Annotated in this window: 26 protein-coding genes; 1 reads left to right on the top strand and 25 read right to left on the bottom strand. The window is 43.7% G+C overall.

Going from position 1 to position 18,969, the window contains the following annotated elements; genetic code table 11:
* Positions 1–128 precede the first annotated feature (128 nt).
* Genes B9N86_RS15015 through B9N86_RS30350 form a run of 5 tightly spaced genes read right to left on the bottom strand, consistent with a single transcriptional unit; the run spans position 129 to position 2,434 of the window.
* Positions 129–1,160 (bottom strand): aminoglycoside phosphotransferase family protein, encoded by a 1,032-nt coding sequence (locus B9N86_RS15015; RefSeq protein WP_208919981.1) that lies wholly within the window; start codon positions 1,158–1,160, stop codon positions 129–131.
* Positions 1,160–1,360, bottom strand: coding sequence for a GNAT family N-acetyltransferase (locus B9N86_RS30980; protein WP_208919980.1), 201 nt, complete (start codon positions 1,358–1,360; stop codon positions 1,160–1,162). Before B9N86_RS30980 ends, B9N86_RS15015 begins: the two co-directional genes overlap by 1 nt.
* Before the next feature lie 5 nt (positions 1,361–1,365).
* A complete protein-coding gene (locus B9N86_RS15005; protein WP_208919979.1) occupies positions 1,366–1,566 on the bottom strand; it encodes a GNAT family N-acetyltransferase in 201 nt (66 codons plus the stop codon).
* Complete coding sequence (gene rsgA, locus B9N86_RS15000; protein ID WP_244563104.1) at positions 1,563–2,198, bottom strand: ribosome small subunit-dependent GTPase A; 636 nt, start codon at positions 2,196–2,198, stop codon at positions 1,563–1,565. Before rsgA ends, B9N86_RS15005 begins: the two co-directional genes overlap by 4 nt.
* Entirely contained in the window at positions 2,195–2,434 is a 240-nt protein-coding gene (locus B9N86_RS30350; RefSeq protein WP_244563103.1) for a hypothetical protein, read from the bottom strand. The genes rsgA and B9N86_RS30350 overlap by 4 nt, the downstream gene beginning before the upstream one ends.
* Before the next feature lie 920 nt (positions 2,435–3,354).
* Here B9N86_RS30350 and B9N86_RS30015 point away from each other — a divergent pair.
* Complete coding sequence (locus B9N86_RS30015) at positions 3,355–3,555, top strand: hypothetical protein (RefSeq protein ID WP_210190688.1); 201 nt, start codon at positions 3,355–3,357, stop codon at positions 3,553–3,555.
* A 507-nt stretch (positions 3,556–4,062) separates the two neighbouring features.
* On the opposite strand, the gene B9N86_RS14990 is transcribed toward B9N86_RS30015, so the two are convergent.
* The 20 genes from B9N86_RS14990 to B9N86_RS14905 form a co-directional block, all read right to left on the bottom strand.
* On the bottom strand, positions 4,063–4,536 hold the full coding sequence (locus B9N86_RS14990) for an HIT family protein (protein WP_208919977.1): 474 nt from the start codon (positions 4,534–4,536) through the stop codon (positions 4,063–4,065).
* Positions 4,537–4,854: 318 nt separating this feature from the next.
* Positions 4,855–5,670, bottom strand: coding sequence for a hypothetical protein (locus B9N86_RS14985; RefSeq protein ID WP_342193872.1), 816 nt, complete (start codon positions 5,668–5,670; stop codon positions 4,855–4,857).
* Positions 5,660–6,103, bottom strand: a complete 444-nt coding sequence (locus B9N86_RS14980) for an SMI1/KNR4 family protein (protein ID WP_208919975.1) — start codon at positions 6,101–6,103, stop codon at positions 5,660–5,662. The genes B9N86_RS14985 and B9N86_RS14980 overlap by 11 nt, the downstream gene beginning before the upstream one ends.
* 110 nt (positions 6,104–6,213) lie before the next feature.
* Positions 6,214–6,597 carry a hypothetical protein gene (locus B9N86_RS14975; protein ID WP_208919974.1) on the bottom strand — a complete coding sequence of 128 codons (384 nt, stop codon included), beginning with the start codon at positions 6,595–6,597 and terminating at the stop codon, positions 6,214–6,216.
* Between the two features lie 62 nt (positions 6,598–6,659).
* Entirely contained in the window at positions 6,660–7,874 is a 1,215-nt protein-coding gene (locus B9N86_RS14970; protein WP_425298588.1) for a hypothetical protein, read from the bottom strand.
* Between the two features lie 19 nt (positions 7,875–7,893).
* On the bottom strand, positions 7,894–8,601 hold the full coding sequence (locus B9N86_RS14965; RefSeq protein ID WP_244563102.1) for a hypothetical protein: 708 nt from the start codon (positions 8,599–8,601) through the stop codon (positions 7,894–7,896).
* 28 nt (positions 8,602–8,629) lie between these two features.
* The gene (locus tag B9N86_RS30345; protein WP_244563101.1) at positions 8,630–8,917 is read right to left on the bottom strand and encodes a hypothetical protein; all 288 of its coding nucleotides are present in this window, start codon (positions 8,915–8,917) and stop codon (positions 8,630–8,632) included.
* Positions 8,918–9,006: 89 nt separating this feature from the next.
* Positions 9,007–9,567 (bottom strand): DUF4303 domain-containing protein, encoded by a 561-nt coding sequence (locus tag B9N86_RS14960; protein WP_208919973.1) that lies wholly within the window; start codon positions 9,565–9,567, stop codon positions 9,007–9,009.
* Between the two features lie 60 nt (positions 9,568–9,627).
* The gene (locus tag B9N86_RS30655) at positions 9,628–9,753 is read right to left on the bottom strand and encodes a hypothetical protein (protein WP_280174988.1); all 126 of its coding nucleotides are present in this window, start codon (positions 9,751–9,753) and stop codon (positions 9,628–9,630) included.
* 76 nt (positions 9,754–9,829) lie between these two features.
* Positions 9,830–9,964 (bottom strand): hypothetical protein, encoded by a 135-nt coding sequence (locus B9N86_RS30650; RefSeq protein WP_280174987.1) that lies wholly within the window; start codon positions 9,962–9,964, stop codon positions 9,830–9,832.
* Positions 9,965–10,100: 136 nt separating this feature from the next.
* A complete protein-coding gene (locus B9N86_RS14950; RefSeq protein ID WP_208919972.1) occupies positions 10,101–10,559 on the bottom strand; it encodes an SMI1/KNR4 family protein in 459 nt (152 codons plus the stop codon).
* A gap of 62 nt (positions 10,560–10,621) precedes the next feature.
* Complete coding sequence (locus tag B9N86_RS14945) at positions 10,622–11,188, bottom strand: hypothetical protein (protein ID WP_208919971.1); 567 nt, start codon at positions 11,186–11,188, stop codon at positions 10,622–10,624.
* A 37-nt stretch (positions 11,189–11,225) separates the two neighbouring features.
* Positions 11,226–11,975 carry a hypothetical protein gene (locus B9N86_RS14940; protein ID WP_208919970.1) on the bottom strand — a complete coding sequence of 250 codons (750 nt, stop codon included), beginning with the start codon at positions 11,973–11,975 and terminating at the stop codon, positions 11,226–11,228.
* Positions 11,976–12,259: 284 nt separating this feature from the next.
* Positions 12,260–12,535 (bottom strand): hypothetical protein, encoded by a 276-nt coding sequence (locus B9N86_RS14935; RefSeq protein WP_208919969.1) that lies wholly within the window; start codon positions 12,533–12,535, stop codon positions 12,260–12,262.
* A gap of 292 nt (positions 12,536–12,827) precedes the next feature.
* Positions 12,828–13,838, bottom strand: a complete 1,011-nt coding sequence (locus tag B9N86_RS14930; protein ID WP_208919968.1) for a hypothetical protein — start codon at positions 13,836–13,838, stop codon at positions 12,828–12,830.
* Between the two features lie 12 nt (positions 13,839–13,850).
* On the bottom strand, positions 13,851–14,522 hold the full coding sequence (locus B9N86_RS14925; RefSeq protein ID WP_244563100.1) for a hypothetical protein: 672 nt from the start codon (positions 14,520–14,522) through the stop codon (positions 13,851–13,853).
* Positions 14,523–14,593: 71 nt separating this feature from the next.
* On the bottom strand, positions 14,594–15,166 hold the full coding sequence (locus B9N86_RS14920; RefSeq protein WP_208919967.1) for a hypothetical protein: 573 nt from the start codon (positions 15,164–15,166) through the stop codon (positions 14,594–14,596).
* A gap of 921 nt (positions 15,167–16,087) precedes the next feature.
* Positions 16,088–16,966: an AraC family transcriptional regulator gene (locus tag B9N86_RS14915; RefSeq protein WP_208919966.1), complete on the bottom strand. Its 879-nt coding sequence runs from the start codon at positions 16,964–16,966 to the stop codon at positions 16,088–16,090.
* A gap of 162 nt (positions 16,967–17,128) precedes the next feature.
* Complete coding sequence (locus tag B9N86_RS14910) at positions 17,129–18,073, bottom strand: IS1595 family transposase (protein WP_425298587.1); 945 nt, start codon at positions 18,071–18,073, stop codon at positions 17,129–17,131.
* 315 nt (positions 18,074–18,388) lie between these two features.
* Positions 18,389–18,553, bottom strand: coding sequence for a hypothetical protein (locus tag B9N86_RS14905; RefSeq protein ID WP_208919964.1), 165 nt, complete (start codon positions 18,551–18,553; stop codon positions 18,389–18,391).
* Positions 18,554–18,969: the final 416 nt, after the last annotated feature.

Genomic DNA, 18,969 nt, shown 5'->3' with positions numbered 1-18,969 from the left:
AGAGTCATTTCACGGAGCGGTTTATGTAACTGTGTTTACGGCTGGCTGCGTCCCAATCAGGATTCAAGCATACCCTTTGAAATGCTGCTAAAGCGCGCGTTTCTGTAGTAAGTGAAACAATTTATCAATCATTGTTCATTCCTTATCTCAAAGATTTTTTGCAGGGTATGGATGTGCAGCGTTCTTTCATCATCCGTTTCTTGGAGTTTGTTTCCCGATCCTGCGTCCATATACCACTCTACAAGCCTGTATCCGAACATAAGTAGAATCAACTCATAAACGCAGTTATCCGTTATGTGTGAAATATCCGCATATTCCGAAAAGCCCTTGTAATACGCCGGGATACATCTATGGTAGTATTCAACCATGTTTTCAATATCGGCTTCGTCCGCGATAAGACTTGCCATATCTTCACCTAAATAGCCCCACCCCGTGGTATCCCAGTCCATGAGTATGGTTTTACCGTCTGAATAGAATATGTTTGCCACCCAAAAATCCCTGTGGCACAGCACGATGGGTAGCTTTTCAATACGGTTGAATATTTCGTCTGCGTTTTCATCAATGTCGATGAGCATTTTACATATGTGTTTCGGGATTTCGCAATCGTCGGAGCGTATATAATCGTACACTCTATTCCATGACCGATAATGAAGATAGAAGTTCTTCATATAATCCACTTTGCTCAGGTTGGTCAAGCTCTGTAAAAAAGCTGGCTGTTCGGCATATAACTTGCCTTGGAACCGTCCTAATTCCTCGGCTGCGCGTTCATACATATCGCCGGTCAAGTCTAAACCCGATATGCCGTCGATATATTCCATCCATATCTGCGTTTCGTTTTCTTCTTCGTTCATTTCGACGTGATAACATTCAGGCCAACGGAATGATTCAGAAAACAGAGCGCCGAAATTGGATTTATAAAAATCATATTCCCTACGCCAGGAATCGGGATCGCTGTAGCGCTCAAATTTTTTCTGCGTTTTTAAAACGATTTTATAGGGTAACATCCCGCTGTCAGTGGTTTGGGCATTGCCCGTTACAAGCTGTACATCACCCACTGTACCGCCATGTAATGGTTTGGTTTGGAAATCAGTGCAGATTATTTTTGTACCGAGCATTTTGCTTAAGACCTGTGTCAGAGTTTCGGCTGTTATTTCGCTCATTATGAAGTCCTCCAATCGTTTTTTAACAAGGTGAAACATTTTTGTACCTGTTGTTCGCCGTTCAAATTTACCCAACCGCGTAATACTCCATCAAGTGAAAACCCAATGGATATAAGTAGTTTTTCAGAGGCTATGTTATCGACGTGAGTTAAGGCATATATACATTCAACGCCAAATTCATCAAAACATACATTAAACAATGGTTTTACAGCTTCTTTTGCGTATCCTTGTCGCCATTTTTATGTTGATAATGGTTGAAAATATCTTGCGCTTCTTCTATCGTACATGGTGGATCACTAAAAAATCTGCACTTATCATAGTCCGAAAACTGCCTGTATATGTCCTGTAAATCGCTGTTGTCAAGCTGTCTTAAAAACAAGCGATTAGTAGTAATTTCTGTTTTCATTTCTTGAAACCTCCGTTTTTCTTCATATTCTTGCTCCGCATGGCAAGCGATTTATGCCTCGCTCGTTTGTCCGTTAGATAACCCGCCTTATCGTCCCCAAACTTGTTTTCCCGCTTCTGTGAGAGGTAACGCTCCCAATGCTCATGCTGCACCGAGCCATCGGCAAGGGCGGCGAGAACAGCACAGCCAGGTTCGGTCTTATGGCGGCAATCATTGAAGCGGCACTGCGTGAATAATTCCTCCACATCGTTAAATCCCGCGCTGATACCGTCGTCCGCACCGAACAGCCCAAGTTCACGCATACCCGGCGTATCAATAACCATCGCGCCGGAAGGGAGCATCAAAAGTTGGCGGTGAGTTGTTGTGTGCCGGCCACGGCTGTCGTCCTCGCGGATAGCCTTGACAGTCATCACTTCCTGATTCATCAATGCGTTTAGCAGCGAGGATTTTCCCACGCCGGACATACCGAGGAATACCACGGTTTTACCGGGTTCCAGATATTCACTCAACACGTCTAACCCAACCCCCGTGTGACTGGAAACTGCGTGTACCGGCACATCAGGAGTGGCTTTCTGAACATCAGCTAACGGTGCGTTGAAATCTGGGGCCAAGTCAGCTTTTGTTAAGATCACGATAGGCTGACCGCCGCTCTGCCGTGTCTTGTCAGGTAGCGCATGATGCGGTTGACCTTGAAATCCCAGTTTAGGGACGACACGATAAATACATAATCAAAATTCGTTGCTACGACTTGCTCCAGTATTGTTTTGACATATCCTACTGCGTGCCCCGAAAAGTCAGCGCGGGAAAATTTCGAGCGGCGGGGCAGCAGTTTTGCAATGCGAGAAGCGCCGTTTTCGTTGTATTGCAACAATACAAAATCGCCAACGCACGGAAAATCCTCCCGAGCCCTCGCAGTGTGATAGAACGTGCCCTTCAATACAGCCGTATTGTTTCAAATCAATCATTGACCCTATCCTCTCCTAAAAATTAAAGTTGTTTTTGGGCATAAAAATACCGCGAACAAGCAGCCTCCTAAGAAGCTGCTGTTTCGCGGCGAAAAGCCAAGAAGTCGGCTTATAATCAAAAAGGGATACGACCTTCATCGTATCCCGCTAACAGCAGTATTCACGAAAGGTTACTGTTTACGGCATAGCAAAAAACACGGGTGATATTCCCGTTTTCTCTCATTCCAAGCTATAATCAAAGATTGGAATTTACTATGCCCGATATTCGGTTAAGTTAAAACCACCAATACCATATAAGCAGTCATTTAAAAAACATCTCCTTTCGCAGGAAAAAAGTAGAAATACAATTTCACTTCTATAGTTAAACATAACCCTTTGTGAGAAATCAATAGAAAATTTGATTATAAGCAAATTTTATCGGTCAGCTACCTCTCCAACTCAATCCCCCAACCGTCGCATATAACATGAGAAAAGCCACCTTCGTTCTCGATTTCGAAGGGGGCCTCTCATGCCGATTTGTTGCTGATTCCCATGTTTTTCATTCACCTCGTAAAAAACAGAATACCGGGTTATTCTCGACATAGGTGTACCCGTTTAATACGTATCCTCACCCATAAATCATGCCGTTCCCGGATCGTACCAACATCTTCATTGATGAAACGGGGTCGGAGTCTTTTGGCCGCGATTAATCCAAGTGGACCCCCACTATGGTTTTATTGTAATGCTATTCTCTTATAAATAGACCATTAACCTCTGCTTGCTTACGGATCCACTTAAAATTCACTTGATTTAAACAATAAACAGGGAAACTAAGTTCGTAATAATGGTCTGGCTGTCGGTGTTAACGGCTGCATCCTTTCTCTTGCTCATGATTTCTATCGTATCGATCTTTGCTTCGAATGCTGCTCCGTTATACTTCGGATTGACCGAGCGTCTGTTTTTTCTCTCGGGAGTCGGCTGGATCGGCCTCACCACATTCGGCTTGATTCTACCGCAAGCTCGATTAGGCAATCCTGCCCGTTAGTTTAAGGAAAGCTGCCGAGTCGATTGCAGCTTTTTAAAAGATTGTTTTGTTACCTGATTAGACGATCATCTAATCGGTAATCGGAACATTTTCATGTCCATTTCGGCAATCGGTACAAGTTCTTGTCCTGGACTAGGGACAAGAACTTGTACCGATAAACAAAAAAAGCCGCCAATTTTGCGACTTTCAATGGGACCATGTTTTTGTCCCTCGACACCTGTGTGTCTAACGCTTTCATGTCGTCGGCGGATGACAAGAACTTGATATCATTCCCCCATTATCACACCAGACCAATTGGTAGATCACTTCTGTTATTTTTATAGTAGACTTGATTTCTTCCTTTGTTTCTTAGGCAGGCAGCCGTTCCCACTAACCGGCTGCCACCTTATAGTTATTGAACTATCGTGTCCCGTTAGCTTAATGAGAGAACCTTATTTTTTCTCTAGTAGGGGCCACGTAATCTCAGGTTCATCTCCTACTAGGGTTATCATTCGCTCCTCCTAGACCTTAAATGTTTTCCTTTATCCAAGAACGCAACTTATCAGCATAGAAAGAGCGTTCATCTGGATCGGACTGAGAACCCTTTGTCAGATAAAGTTGATCATTCACATATCTAGGGTAAACATGGAGATGATAATGCCACACGTCTTGATTGCCAGCAGGCTCATTATGTTGCCGCGTAGAAATCCCATCACATCCATATGTACTTTTCATTGCAAATGCTGTAAGCTGAGCCGCGCGGTGAATTTCAACAGCGTAATCCGCAGGGAGTTCAAAGATGTTCTCGAAATGTTGATTAGGAACAACAAGAACATGTCCTTTATTGTTTGGCCACCATTTGCTCGATATAAATGCCGTTACCTTTTCATTCTGATAGATGATATCCCTTTGTTTTGTTCCCTGATTAGGTCGCTCGATACCCGAAACACGACAAAATGGACATTCGTATCCTTCGGGCTTATGTGAAAATGATGCTGTCATCTTTCTCATTCAACTCCTTTCATATTTTTCCAACCAGCTATTAGACGCAGGCAACTTCTGTTCGTTGCGTTATTCTGCCCGTTAGTTTAACAACAATGGCATCTTTTTAACTTGCCTGCTGCCGATGAGATCATATCGAGTATGTAACAAAGTTCTTGTCATTAGTCGGGAATGATATCATAACAATAAAAGCCGCATAATTAGCGGCTTCTATTGTTACTATGTTTTTGTCACCCGACACCATTTTCAGAACGATCATCCAATGCCACTCCTACTTCAGAATCTTATCGAAAGTATAGTAACATGAGATCTATTATGTTATGAAATCGTTTTGCACCCTTTCGACAAGAGCCATTGCTCAATAACGGCAAACGCCTGTTGCGCATCCTGTTCATAGAAAACTGCCACCTCTTGCTGGTAAGCATAATTCAATCGTACATAGCCACCCAGTTGCCGGTAAAACAGGAAGCAAGCATATGGGGTTTCAATGGACAAATCCGGTGGAAAATCCGCTTGGCACACTCCGGCCAGCTCGGGCAGCGAAAGCTGGTCCTGTCCTGGTAGTAAACGCAAAAAGAGATGGCTCCGAGTGCCCGTCCACGGTTCATAATAGACGGCGTCCTTTGGGCTGATTCCATATACCTGAAGGTATATTTCGTCCAGCACCAAGGCGTACATCCCTTCGTCTTCCTGCTCCAGTGCCTGCAGCGAAATTGCCTTTACGTGCTCTGAGTGCCGAGGCAGCCAGAGCAGCCCAGCCGTCTGGGGATGTACCGCCAGAAAATCACCGTCCACCGTCGTGCCTATAGCGATACACTCGCCGATCTGTTGCTCAGTAATGGGGCTGTCTTCATCACACTCCCATAATCCGTACCCAGCAAAAGGTTTTAGCACCTCTGAATCAGGCAATTGGACATTTATCCACCCTCTGTAAGTCCCTTCACCGAATTGCTGCAAAAACCGAAGGTAGCCTGGTGGATAAATAGCGGTGTCTTCCTTCGCAAGCACTTGGTTTTGGCCCTCGGACAGCGGCTTTTGCCGAGATACGATGTACATGAATACTCCCCCTGTTTCCTGATCGATCAAATACCTCTCCGGGTAAATTTCATCGGAACTGCTTAGCTTACCATTCACAAAAATTTTCCTCGATCATTTCCTCAAATGAATCCGCTAATAACTTGATCTCCCCGGTATCGTGATAACAGATGAAAACCTTTCCTGCCTGATTAATGATAATCGGATCGCCGGACCCATCCATGGAAATGACATAACTGGTTCGTAAGACCTCTGCAAAGGGAAGTCCCTTGAATTGCTCTCGAAACCCCAGCGTCAAATCGATAACCGATTCATTTCCGAGACTAGAGCCATTAGAGAATGCATGTATCGCAAGACCTGCATATGCTCCCCCAAACGTCTTGATAAAGTGTATGTAGTCCTCATGAAAGTTAACATTCAGCCGTTGCTCCGCCTTAACAATTTCCTCTTGGCTCGACGGAATGCCTACAAGTGTTCTATTATTTTCCCGATGAAGAAAAATCTTTAATCTCTCCATTAACGCATCTTTCATAGGTAACCCCCTTCCCGGCCAATACAGTTTTCAGGATAAACTTCGTCTGTTTTTATTGGATTCTGTATCAGTTTATAAGAAAATTGATCCATAGCCTCATGACAAGGTACTTATTTATCAATAATTTCCCAGTTTAGTTCAGCTGTTGTGCCTTCCAATAATTGAAGGAGCGCAGATTCAATAAGCTCAAGGCTAACGATGTACTTCTGGGGAAATTCACAGGCTTGGCCACCTACTGTAATCTCAACAAACTCGTCTTCTTCCTCCAGTGGGCCGAGAAGGTTGTGAATCGCAGTGTTGGTCTCCACGGTAACAATGAACTCATGACTGCCGCCGCCGATCGTGATGATGTTCTCCATGTACCGAATCGTGACCTGGCTGCGTATGAATCCATCCATCCGCCGAATGATTTCCAGGCACGTTTCAAGCGATGCATGATGCTCGATCATGTCCGCAACAGCTCCACTTCGCTGTTTCTCATAAACGGTGATCACCGATTAACACCCCTTTACCCATTTGTAATTTGCCGATCCCACTGCCCGCCCGTTCTTTTTAATCAGTATTCGCGTGCTGCATCGAACCAGCGTTGAGCCGTCTCCTCCGTTATAGGCTGGCCAATCAGGTGATCGGACTGGCTGAGTTGCCATACCGCTTCGCCAAGGTCTTCTCTTTCGGTGGTTTCGATGCCTTTGAGGGCATTGAAACGCACGGTGAAAGCGGTAATGGCTGCCTCGGCATCGGTAAGGCTACGGGCCTGAGCCAAGGTTGCCTGTGCAACGTTGTAAGCTTCGTTAGCCAACTTGGCCAGACGTTTAGGCCAGGACGAAAACGGGCGGCCAAATTCGCTCCTCCACCACTCAGGCTTTCGCAATTGGCTCACTGAAGCATAACCGGTCCAGGGGCGGGTTTTAGCGCGTGTTTTCATTTGCTGCCTTAGGCGCTTGCCCGCGGTCTCTTCCACATTGTAGGCGATAAATCTGTCAAGCAACGGCCACGTCTCCAAGGAGGGCAAGTCCTCCAAATCAGGCATGAAGCGCAGCTCCAGATTCGTTAACTGGGCATGACGAGCCAACAAGTCCATATCGCAGAAGTTACCCCACAAACTCAGTGAGTCAAGGTTTGGGAACCGATCTAGGCAGTCCAGCGAGATGGGCTGTCCCAGCGGCGCATTATGCAGCGTCAGACTCGTCACCTTGTGCAATTCACCGAGGTCGGGCAGTGTGCAAGGAGGATCATTCTTGCGTCGGCTAGTGCGAGGCGCTAGTGTCAGAGAAGACGGCATATCGCCAGTGGCCAGGAAGCGTGCTAGATCGCCGGACACGTTCAGGCGGAAAGGTCCCTTCGGAAGCTTCAAGCTCAGGCGCCCTCCGGTCTGGCTCAGCTGGATATGCAAGCCATACAAAATGGACTGGCTGGCGTCCACCACCGTATCTGCAGACAGGACCGGAGCCCACGTCATCTCTTCAATTGGACGTTTCTGCGCCCAATCCAAGAAGCCCGCGTCACTACCTGTATAGTACAGAAATCGCGGCCAGGGTGAGCCCGCCGGCGTGGCAAAGGCATCGAATACGGTCCAATCGATGCGCGCGTCTGGCGCGACGTGAAGGTCCGCCCTTTTCCCCAAGTGAGACGGTCCGATAGATAGGCTGCCCACACCGGGCCGAATGACAAGCGTGTGGCTGTGAGGACCCGTCAGGTCAATGGGATAGCAACCGTCTTCTCTAACAGCATCAGAAGGGCGAACTTGGTTATCATTTGGCACTTCCGTCATCCTTTCTTCTACCTTTGATTTAGATGCTCCATCGTTGAAAACCCAACTTGAATAAGGAATCTTGTATTTCTTGATCTACTTTGCTTTTGGAGGTTATGAATTCCAATTCGGACAATGCACTCGGAAGCTTTTGCCGGATGAAGGAATCAAAATCGATGGCCGTTTTGAAAACGCGGAGCTTGCGCAGCGACGGCAACCGCTCCATTCCCGACAAACGAGCCAAACCTTTACAATTTGAAATGGTTATCTCCTCCAGCGCCTCCATCCCACGATCAAAGCCGATTTCTCGCAGTTGAGCTTGATCCTCAATCGTAAGGCTCGTCAACGCTCGGAATTTCGTAATATGGCTCAGGTCATGAAAACCCCGGATTCTAAAAATCTCCAAGTCGTCGATATGATTCTCTTCGATTTCCTGAATATGCTCTCGCCCTCCAAGCAAAATGCGAAGATGCTTCAACTTCTTCAATCGGTTTATAAAATGTAACGGTAATTTACTAATCGAATGTAGCGAGAGGTAATTCAAACCTTCCAGATAGCCTATCGCATCTAGGTTTTTCACCTTGCCCCCAACATGCAATTGTTCCAGATGAGAGAACTCTTTAAAATATTGCAGGTTCAGAAGCTTTCTATCCGAGATAAAGGCTAAATCTCTTAAAGAGCGCAGCGAGTCTATTCCCAAAATATCCGAATTCTCCAACTCATGTATGCCCAGATTCAAACTGTGCATGTGTTCCAGCGTGGCCAATGTTTCGGTGTTATGCGCCTGTAACGAGACTATTGAGATGCAGCATTTTGACATGGGGAATCCTTAGGAGCGTACGACCATCGAACGAGAGGGAATAATGCCCGTAGAAACGTACGCCGAAGTTTTCATCCAGACGCGCGCAAAGCTCATCCACTTCCTCCAAAATGAAGGCATAAAAATCCGGGTGAGAGAACTGAACAATCACTTGGTTACCGTCGCGTAAGTCCTGCTTGATCCGTACCCGGTCTAGCGCAACAGGATTATTGATCAGAATCTTTCTTTTCCATTTCTTACGCATTCGTAACCTCCTATTTGCCCTGATACAGAAGTCTGCATCACCGTACTTGTTATTTGTGACATGCTTAAATTTCTTGAATGCGGATGCGTTTACTCCGCCGCTTCCGCCAACCATACTTGCATAGCCGGAGATTCCGCCCGATTCAAACGTAGGGCGATTTCGGTATTGATCTCATCCGGCGGCATGACTTCGACAAGGACGCATACCGACTCCCGCGGTTGATTCAAGGCAAACATGCCTTCATCATCGAGCATTTTCATCGCCAGCTCCATGGCCTTCAGCCTCAAATCAAACTCGCGATACCCTTCGTCATTCTCAAGATCCGTAATGAAAGGACGCTCGATAAATCGTTGTTTAACGTGATCGAAGTTCTCATCCCCGAAACAACAATAGGGCGAATCGGCGTAGGACCATTTGATGAGTTCCGCAATCGTCGATCCCGGTGTGTCACTTTCGTCTCCTTGCCTGGCCGATTCCATCTCCAAAGCTTCCCACGACCAGGCGGAGATGCTTGGCGCATGTCCCTCGCCAGTAGTATATAGCGTACAGTAATAGTAACGTTCGCCATTTTCAAAAAGAGCGCGAAAAGACGTTCTGGCCGCATCGGCGATCTCTATCGCCAGCGTCTCTATTTCTTGCATCGGCTTCATGACAATGGCCCTCCTTTCCGTTAGTCGATCAGCTCAGGCCGTCTTCTAGTTGCTCCAGCCTTATTTCGCCTCCAATTGAGCCAAGATCACCCGGGCGTGGCCGATCTCAAAATCCAGCAGCAGCGCGAGATAATTCAAGTCCTCCAGATCGCCTATAGCATCCAGATTTTTTACCTTGCCCCCCACAATTCTCTTAGAGATCGCAGCGTCTCAATTCCCAAGATGTCTGAATTCTCCAGCTCGAATATGCCCAGATGTAAATTTAAAGCTTATACACTTCCTCCAAGATGGAGGAGTAATAAAAATCCGGGTGAGTGAACTGAATAATCACTTGGTTACCGCCGCACAAATCCTGCTCGATCTGATCTCGGTCCAGCACAACGGGATTATCGATCAAAACCCTACTTTTCCACTTTTTACGTATTTGTAAATCCTCCTATAATCTGTAGAACCTACGCTTCAGCTTAACGGGTCTATCACCGAAAAATTCGCCGCAGCGCGTAGCTTCCAACCTACTCATCATTTATTCTTATTTAAGAACGCTCGTCAATCAGCCGTTCTAGAAACTCCGCAAACGTTGAAGCATACTTGTCGATCAAATCATTCATGAGATCATAACACATGATCGGAAATTCTCCCTGTTTATCTCTAGTAGACGTATCAAAAAAATAAAGCTCGTCGCTATCCGGCACGAACAAGTCCAGTCTGTGGGGAAACCGGCCTACCCACCATTCCTCGGCTTTATTCAGTCTGTGTATGTAAAGAAGGTCGCCGTCGTAATACTCTCTGTGTTCCGGAGCAGCGATCGCTAGAATATTCCCGCCACTCAACCGGGCATTACCGTAATGAACCAGCCACCAGCGATAAGATGGCGGCAGGCGGAATCCTAATTCCTCTTCGGCTTCCGCTATCCAGCTCTCTTCCGCACCACGACCAGGAAACCATTTTAAAGCGGAAGTCGTTTTCAGTTTTTCTGCCAAACGCTCATACATGAATTCGATCCTCTCTCCCTATACATGGGTTTATTGTAAGTTCTGGATGTCTCTCCTGCCTTCTACAAATGATATGGCGGCGCTTTTCCTACTACAATGTTGTCAGGATGAACGTCAGTTGGCTCATAGTCATTCATGCGGAGAAGGATATACTCAATTTCTTCTAATGGCATTTGCAATTTTTGGCTGACTTCATAAAGTTCCATGTCTTGCGAAAGAAGTTTCCGTGCTTGATTTATCTTTCCATTTAGCCAATTGTTTTCAAGCATCCATTTTTTCACCAGGTCCAGTAGTTGATTTTGGGTTTCCTTATCTGCATGCTTATTATATTTAGCAACTGACTCTGACAGATAGTTACAAAGGTGAATACCTAATACCTCACGTTGCTCATGCTTGGACATCCGTTGGTACTGCTCATAACTTATGCTGATATCTAATTCGAGGGTATGATCCCTGCTATCAAAACGTCTGGATGTTTTTCGACCATAACTTTCAGGTAAAACACGCAATACAAAAAAGATATCATAGGGAAACTTCCATGTATTTGCTAATTCCTCTAACGGCAGCAGTTCATCTCTCAATTGACCCACACACGTTCCATGTGTATCCAGAGTAAAAACTAGTTTCATGCATACCTCCCTCTCCCACACTTAAGGAGCACCCAGATCATCTGTTATTTTCTGAAATCGCTTCGCACCCTTTCGACAAGAGCCACTGCTCCATAACGGCAAACGCCTGCCCCGCATCCTGTTCATAGAAGACGACCACCTCTTGCTGGTAGGCATAATTCAATCGTACATAGCCACCTAGTTGCCGGTAGAACAGGAAGCAAGCATATCGGGTCTCAATGGACAAATCCGGTGGAAAATCCGCTTGGCACATTCCGGCAAGATCGGGCAGCGAAAGCTGGTCCTGCCCTTGTGGCAAACGCAAAAAGAGATGGCTCCGAGTGCCCGTCCACGGTTCATAATAGACGGCCTCCTCTTGACTGATTCCATACACCTGACGATATATTTCGTCCAGCACCAAGGCATACATCCCTTCGTCTTCCTGCTCCCGTGACTGCAGGGAAATCGCCTTTACGTGCTCCGCATGCCGAGGTAGCCAGAGCAGCCCAGCCGTCTGGGGATGCACTGCCAGAAAATCACCGTCCACCGTTGTACCTATAACGATACACTCGCCGATCTGTTGCTCAGTAATGGGGCTGTCCTCGTCATGCTCCCATAACCCGTACGCGGCAAAAGGTTTAAGCACCTCCGTATCCGGAAACTGGACATTCAACCACCCTCTGTAAGTCCCTTCGCCGAATCGCCGCAAAAACCGGAGGTAGCCCGGTGGATAAACAGTGGCGTCTTCCTTCGTAAGTGCTTGGTTTTGGCCATCAGACAGCGGTTTTGGCCGAGATACGATGTACATAAATACTCCTCCTGTTACCAGAACGATCAATAGGCATAGCTCAGTTTGAAATGAAACGGACCTGCACTCCGCTTTGGATTGAAGCAGCAAAATGCAAATCTGAACAGTAGTTTACCACAATAGGTATAATCTGTACTGAGGCTTTCGTTCAGAAATCTAGCTGTGACCGCCAGCCTCAGGTGGATATGGCGCATATGGTCATATCCACTTTGGGACTTCGCTTCGCCAAACCTATCGAGGCTGCCGCTGTCGGCAGTCGGATGTACTTCATGGAAATGCTTCGATCATTTGCCTCTTTTGTATGCATTAGCCAATTGGACTAGATACCAGACAGCCACACCCACAAGGGCAGTGAACACAAGATTTATACAGCCGAACACGATCAGCGACTTCGCTTTGCCGGGGCCGATCCGGAAAGCGGCCGCGAGCTGGAAGACGGCGGGTAGTAGAAACGCCAGCCAAGAGACGGTTATAAGCTTTTCTGTTTTGAAGCTCCACCATACCGCCGAACATGATGCAACGAGCAATACCCAGGTACAGATAAACTTTAGCGCAAACATTATTTCGGTATTCCTCCATTTTCCTTAATTATACATAAGTTCAAGTCAACAGGTCTTCTGCCGCACGATAGTCCGATTTTATTGACGGCTAATCAAATTTCGCAACGTAATCGGCGGCCTGGTTGTGTGATTAACTATTTATAAATGTAACAAAAAGCTTTATTCACCATCGTACATTTTTATGTAACTATTAGTGGTTCAAACTTAAAATTAGGGTTGACTTCACAGGCAGACGAGGCGGAGGGGTAGAGGGATTCTGGAGAAACGAAGTGGTCGCCAAGACTACTCCCTTTTATTGAAAACCCAATTTTAATAAAGATTGTTGTATTTCCTGGTCTGCTTTACTTTTGAAAGTTGCAAACTCCACTGAAGATAAAGAACTTGGAAGTTTCTGATTGATAAAGGAATCAAAATCGATTGCCGTTTTGAAAATGCGAAGCTTGTGCAGCAAAGGCAGTTGCTCCATTCCCATCAAACGAGTCAAGCCTTTACAATTCCTGATATATAGCTCCTCCAGTGCCTTCATTTCCTGGTCAAAGCTGATTTCTTGCAGCTGGATTTGATCCTCAATAACAAGTCTCTTCAGCGCTTGGAAGGCCTTAATATTGGTCAGGTCATGAAAGCCGCGGACTCTACTGATCTCCAGGTCCTCGATTTCATTCTCTTCAATTTCCTTAATATGCTCTCGGCCTCCAAGCAAAATGCGAAGGTTCTTCAGCTTCCTCAGCCGGTTAATAAAATGTAACGGCAGTTTGCTGATCGAATGCAGCGCGAGATAATTCAAGTCCTCCAGATAACCTATAGCATCAAGGTTTTTAACCTTGCCCCCTACATGCAACTCTTCCAGATAAGAGAACTCTTTAAAATATTGCAGGTTGAGGATCTTTTTATCCGAGATAACGTTTAAAATTTTTAGAGACCGCAACGTATCAATCCCCAGAATTTCCGAATTCTCCAGCTCGTATATGCCTAAGCTCAAACTGTACAGGTTATCCATCTTGGCTAATGCTTCGGTGTTATGTGCCTGGACGAGACTATTGAGCTGCAGCATTTTGACATGGGGAATCCGCAAGAGAGTATGACAATCAAAAGACAGGGAATAGTGGGCGTAGAAACGTACTCCGAAATCCTCATCCCAGCGCGCGCAAAGCTCATCCACTTCTTCCAATATGGAGCCATAAAACTCCGGGTGAGAGAACTGGACAATTACTTGGTTGCCGCCGCGCAAGTCCTGCTCGATCTGAACCCGGTCCAGCGCAACAGGATTATTGATCAGAATCCTTCTTTTCCATATTTTGCGCATTCGTAAACCCTCCTATTTGCCATTGATCACAAGTCCATATTTACTGAAAATCCACGATTTGCTCAAGTCGTGAATCGCATCATGGCTTATACGCACAGAGGGCTTTTGCTCCTTCATAGCATCTGCGTCATGCGCCGAGAAGCGAAGCGGCTTTGTCATTTTTTTAATAGAGCCCGTTATTTCATTGAAAAACGTATATGTTAACAGCTTATGGTCCCGGATATCCTCATAGATATAATACTTCCCTTTTTCATCTTCCAAATTAATTTGAAAGCCTTTAGGAAATGAAAGCAAGATACACGGCAGTTCATCCTCTGCCCATTGTCCGCAATATGGAAAATGGACACCTTCATTTCTCGCAAAAAATCCGGAGCTTTCATTATCAGACGCAACAGAAATGGAATAAACAAAGAAGGGGTGACAATCATTCCTTTTTTCCTCTGCCGCAAAATACTGATAAAATGCCTGATACGCCTCATACACCTGATTCTGATCATGCTTTGTCTGGGCATAATTGGTAAGATGAAATTGCGCTTGCTTATGTTCAAAGAGCTTCAAAACGTTTTTAAACTCTTCCGGCCTTATGAAAAATTTAAGTTTATAAAATCCGCTGTTCTTTAATTTGTCCATTTCTTTTCTCTCACCGCCATGTTTTAAAATGTTATCCCAGACGTCCTTAGCCATTCATGGTTCACCACCACTCTTCATCATCTCTATCTAAAGCAAGGAAGCGTGCCTATACAGCTCATGTATTTTCAAAATTCATATTTCCCAAATCCTTTTCTGAGAGTTTCTTCGTGCGATATCCACTCCGAATCACTCCATAAAGACATTCTTACGAGTTCTGACAGCTTATCTACGGCTTGTTCCGGACTCGTAATGCTAATGAAGTCGTCAAAATCCTCATTACGGATATCCAACGCTTTCCGCAGGTAGTCATCATTAAGACGCTCTTCTTTGAGTTGTTCATATTCATCCCTCGTCCACTGTTCACAAAAGATTCTTTCGGCTTGAATGTCTCCATTCTCGAAAAACGACAACTCGAATATTTCCTCATTCATATATCCGGCGGTCATCACTGGCTCCTCGATAAGCCGGGACAACGTTTTGCCGATCTTCTTCACCGTACCCCATACAAAATAATCGTGGAGCACGCTGATCCAGTTCTCGTTGCTTTTGCTTACGTACATGACAACTTTGATCTCTTGAGCCTCATTATTTGGCTTGCCTAATACTTTGACATGCCCTTCGCTTAGCTCTCTTAATACTTCGACAGTCTTCTCAAGGTTTTTCGACTTGATATGCAAATTTGCGAATGATCTTCCCACGAGATGGCCTCCTCTAATCACTTTCTTACTCAGCCTGATTCTTGTATATATCCTATAGATTGGTTCTATATATGTCTCTTATTTCCATTATAGTAATCGTTTGTCCTGAGTCTACCTACTTTTCACCTGAATTTTGGAAATGACCTTTGCAAGGGTAGAGATGTAGCCTTGTCCGTTCAGCACAATCTCCAGCTCCTTCCCTGCGCGCTTCGCTCCCTCATTAAAATAATAGAGGGTGTCCCTCCGTCATTTTATGACTTTTGGGACACCCTCTGTCGAACTATTCCACATCCCCTACAACACTCTCCAACTTTCCACAACAAAATTTTTCGCCGTCACTTATGGTATGGTTCACCGTAATTAATCTTCAATTAAAATGCCCGTTACATCAATGAAAACGGCAGCTGATTGTTTGACCAGCTGCCTTTATACCATTATTCAACTATCGTTCCCCGTCGTATTATGAGGTCAGCCAGTTTTTACTGGTTGACCACTTTTTTTTTGGTGGTGTACTTGTCAGTAGCCGGGGCAGATCGGTCGTTCCCCTGGGTCTGTAACCCGTCGCTAAAACTGATCGCCCCCCTACTTGTAGAAACCATGTTTAAGCTGGTTGAGACGAATAGATCTCGCATAACAAGCGATGTTGTGGAACTATGAGCGTGCAAAAATGGCATCTTTTCAACTTGCCTGCTACCGATGAGATCATATCGGGAATGTAACAAAGTTCTTGTCTTCAGTCGGGAATGATATCAAGTTCTTGTCATTGTGTTTTGACAAGAACTTGATATCATAAAAATAAAGGCTCTGTTAGCGATAAGTGTTGATTTTTCATCAAATTTAAAAAGACCAGTCAATATCTACTGACTGGTCTAATATGGTAAATGAAGATTTAACGGAATAACACTTCTGTAAATATAATAATCATCCAAGTTTATCGCTAACTTTTTTCTTTACTGGCATCCAAATTTCGCTATATACATTTTCCGATGTACCATTGTGCTTTGTAAAAGAAATTCCAGGTATATCTGCTACTTCATAATCTGAAGAAGGCAACCATTCAGAATAAATTTTTGCGGTAGTTTCTTGAAGCGTAGCAGGAAATGGTCCTTGATTAGGGAAAATTGCCCATAAACTTTCTTCAATAGAAATTTGCTCTAAATCATCGAATGGATTTTCTTTTGTAGTTGCAAAACCAATCATATGAGTTAAGTAGCCTTTTTCTTCCAAGAAACCATCATCAAAATCATAAGATACATTCAAGACTTGATGAGGATATAAATCAGCTAATTGATGCATTTCATTTCTTTGTTGTTCGGTAATTGACTGGGCTAGTTCTAAGATAGCATTATTTTCACCTTCGAATTGAATTGGCACTCTTTTCGATACACCTACTATTTTAAACTTCTCTTTTTTTTCAATTTTGAATTCCATGGATATTCCTCCTCTTATATCTATAAAGAATGAAAATTTGGGAAATGATTTTTGAATTTTGTTTTTAGTTACTTCTGAAGGTAAAAAACCACTCCATCCACGAAAGGCTCTTGAAAATCCTTCTATAGATTGATAGCCATATTTATAGGCAATATCTGTCACTTTTGCTCCGTTTATTAATTCAACATTCGCAACTGATAATCTCCTATTTTTGATATACTCATTCAATGACATTCCAGCCATATACGAAAACATTCTTTTAAAATGATAATCAGATAGTCCTACAATTTTTGATATATCTTTTCCAGAGATTTCTTCCGTTAAATGTGTTTCGATGTAATCCATTAAATTATTGAATTCTTGTAACATTCATTTCCCTCCTTTACAAATACATATTATCGTTAAAATTTATTACTCACTCGATATTTTTTATACGGAATTTATCGGAACTTGTCTTCCATTATTATTATAGTCACTTAAACAATCATTTCATAACATTCTTTATTAGTCATCTATGACGTTAAATAGCTATTAAACGTACTCAACTTGTCTTAAACGAATATCATTATTGGTATCAGAGACTTTATTCATTAGCACATCCACTGCAAGCTCCTTAATAGAGCGTTCACTATCATCAAATCTTAGCTGATCAAGATAGTTGAACAATGCAATATAACCTTCTAGGTATTTCGTAGAAATACCATAGAAGCGATTGAGCCATCGTTTCAAGCGAGAGTGATAGCTATTGATATTTTGGATATGGTAGATTCCTTTGACACGTTTTTCTCCAGTTTTCACATACTGTTGAATATGATGATTCTTTGCAAGTAGTTTATAACCTCTAAGAGCATCGGAACAAAGAACAATATCTGTTCCTAGTCGATTACCTAAATGGAGTTCTAAGCTATCTTTTGTAGGCTTTCCACGTCCAATGACTTTATAGAATGTATTTTTCTCTCGATCACGAGCAATCAGGACACAGATTTGTTCAGTGGAAAGACCTCGTTTTTTAGCACTTCCACCACGTTTTCGAGAAGATCGGTGTGTTGGGATTGCCCCTTTTTGTGATTCTAAAAAATAGGTTTCGTCAACTTCTACGATTCCATTTAGTTCCTCTGCATTGATCTGTGCAAGGGCTGTTAGGATTTTATGTCTCCAGTAGAATAGAGTGACGTAATGAACGCTAATTTCTTTGGCACTATCACGCAAGCTCATACCATCAATCAAGCATGATAAAAAGTCAATCCATTTTTCAGATTTTCGACAATGATAGAGAGGCGTATCAGCAGTTTCCGTAAATGTTTTATCACAGCATTTGCATTTATAACGTTGACGATCCTGTGTAGTTTTACCAAAGTGAACAACTTCATCCATTCCACAGTAAATGCAGCGAAATCCTTTATTAGCTTTCCGTTCATTTACTTCATGAAATATGGATTTTGATTCAAATAATGGTGTAAGGGTAGTTATCAACACATATCACTAACAGAGCCAAAATAAAAAGCCGTATAATTAGCGGCTTCTAATGTTACTATGTTTTTGTCACCCGACATGTGTGTCAAGTGCTGTGGCAATTTATTATACTCAGCTAAACAAGCCAATCCTCGGTTATCGCGGGGCGAATTATCTCCAGGAAGACCTCTTTCTGTGAATTGTGTTGAGGTGACTTAATTCTACAAGAAAGGGTCTTCCTTTTGTTATGTTTAACTATTTACACAAAATATTTTACACTCTCCACCGAAGATTAAGGTTTAAATATATATCTAACGTATCTTTCTGAAACCTTTTATTCTATTTATACAACTGATCTGCATTGGGATAGCGAATCTCTTCCGACTTTACTAGAGTGCTGTTTCTGTCAGGATGAGTCGGTGGTTGTTCAAATTCCGAAATGGTTTGCTCCCCGACTTCAGGAGCCTGAGTTTGACTATATTCTGATTGTTGGTTTTCACTCATACGAATTCTCCCCTCCTTTTAAGACTTACATGTTTTAATTGTTATTTTAGCAACTTGTTATTGAACAATTGCCCCTAATTTTCTCTTATGTAATTATTTTTTTACGCAAACGACTTTTGGACAAAACTGTTTATATCAATCCCAAAGTCCCCATATACTGCTCACATTTTTGGGGTTGTTATGGTCTTATATTGTCCGTATTAGGAATTAACAACTTTCTCAAGAATATTCCCCTTCGATTAATTTCTTTAACAACTGTATGTTCCCCTGTTATTGATGGATTATACTTGGGATGTTACAGGTTCTTGTCCATTTCGGCTAACGATGTAAGTTCTTGTCCAGAGCGAAGGACAAAAACTTACATCGTTATATCAAAAAAGCCGCCCATTTGGCGACTTCTTATGCATTTATGTTCT

It is taken from the genome of Paenibacillus uliginis N3/975 (assembly GCF_900177425.1).
GTDB lineage: Bacteria > Bacillota > Bacilli > Paenibacillales > Paenibacillaceae > Paenibacillus_AQ > Paenibacillus_AQ uliginis.
The sequence above is the reverse complement of the archived record's forward strand: the minus strand, read 5'-3'. Positions and strand labels throughout refer to the sequence as shown.

What these genes read in the sequence shown, in the direction of transcription:
- B9N86_RS15015 (WP_208919981.1), bottom strand. Translation starts at nt 1,160, where the DNA reads ATGAGCGAAATAACAGCCGAAACTCTGACACAGGTCTTAAGCAAAATG.
- B9N86_RS15005 (WP_208919979.1), bottom strand. Translation starts at nt 1,566, where the DNA reads ATGAAAACAGAAATTACTACTAATCGCTTGTTTTTAAGACAGCTTGAC.
- B9N86_RS30015 (WP_210190688.1), top strand. Translation starts at nt 3,355, where the DNA reads ATGGTCTGGCTGTCGGTGTTAACGGCTGCATCCTTTCTCTTGCTCATG.
- B9N86_RS14990 (WP_208919977.1), bottom strand. Translation starts at nt 4,536, where the DNA reads ATGACAGCATCATTTTCACATAAGCCCGAAGGATACGAATGTCCATTT.
- B9N86_RS14980 (WP_208919975.1), bottom strand. Translation starts at nt 6,103, where the DNA reads ATGAAAGATGCGTTAATGGAGAGATTAAAGATTTTTCTTCATCGGGAA.
- B9N86_RS14970 (WP_425298588.1), bottom strand. Translation starts at nt 7,874, where the DNA reads ATGACGGAAGTGCCAAATGATAACCAAGTTCGCCCTTCTGATGCTGTT.
- B9N86_RS14965 (WP_244563102.1), bottom strand. Translation starts at nt 8,601, where the DNA reads ATGCACAGTTTGAATCTGGGCATACATGAGTTGGAGAATTCGGATATT.
- B9N86_RS30345 (WP_244563101.1), bottom strand. Translation starts at nt 8,917, where the DNA reads ATGCGTAAGAAATGGAAAAGAAAGATTCTGATCAATAATCCTGTTGCG.
- B9N86_RS14960 (WP_208919973.1), bottom strand. Translation starts at nt 9,567, where the DNA reads ATGAAGCCGATGCAAGAAATAGAGACGCTGGCGATAGAGATCGCCGAT.
- B9N86_RS14950 (WP_208919972.1), bottom strand. Translation starts at nt 10,559, where the DNA reads ATGTATGAGCGTTTGGCAGAAAAACTGAAAACGACTTCCGCTTTAAAA.
- B9N86_RS14945 (WP_208919971.1), bottom strand. Translation starts at nt 11,188, where the DNA reads ATGAAACTAGTTTTTACTCTGGATACACATGGAACGTGTGTGGGTCAA.
- B9N86_RS14940 (WP_208919970.1), bottom strand. Translation starts at nt 11,975, where the DNA reads ATGTACATCGTATCTCGGCCAAAACCGCTGTCTGATGGCCAAAACCAA.
- B9N86_RS14935 (WP_208919969.1), bottom strand. Translation starts at nt 12,535, where the DNA reads ATGTTTGCGCTAAAGTTTATCTGTACCTGGGTATTGCTCGTTGCATCA.
- B9N86_RS14930 (WP_208919968.1), bottom strand. Translation starts at nt 13,838, where the DNA reads ATGCGCAAAATATGGAAAAGAAGGATTCTGATCAATAATCCTGTTGCG.
- B9N86_RS14925 (WP_244563100.1), bottom strand. Translation starts at nt 14,522, where the DNA reads ATGGCTAAGGACGTCTGGGATAACATTTTAAAACATGGCGGTGAGAGA.
- B9N86_RS14915 (WP_208919966.1), bottom strand. Translation starts at nt 16,966, where the DNA reads ATGTTACAAGAATTCAATAATTTAATGGATTACATCGAAACACATTTA.
- B9N86_RS14905 (WP_208919964.1), bottom strand. Translation starts at nt 18,553, where the DNA reads ATGAGTGAAAACCAACAATCAGAATATAGTCAAACTCAGGCTCCTGAA.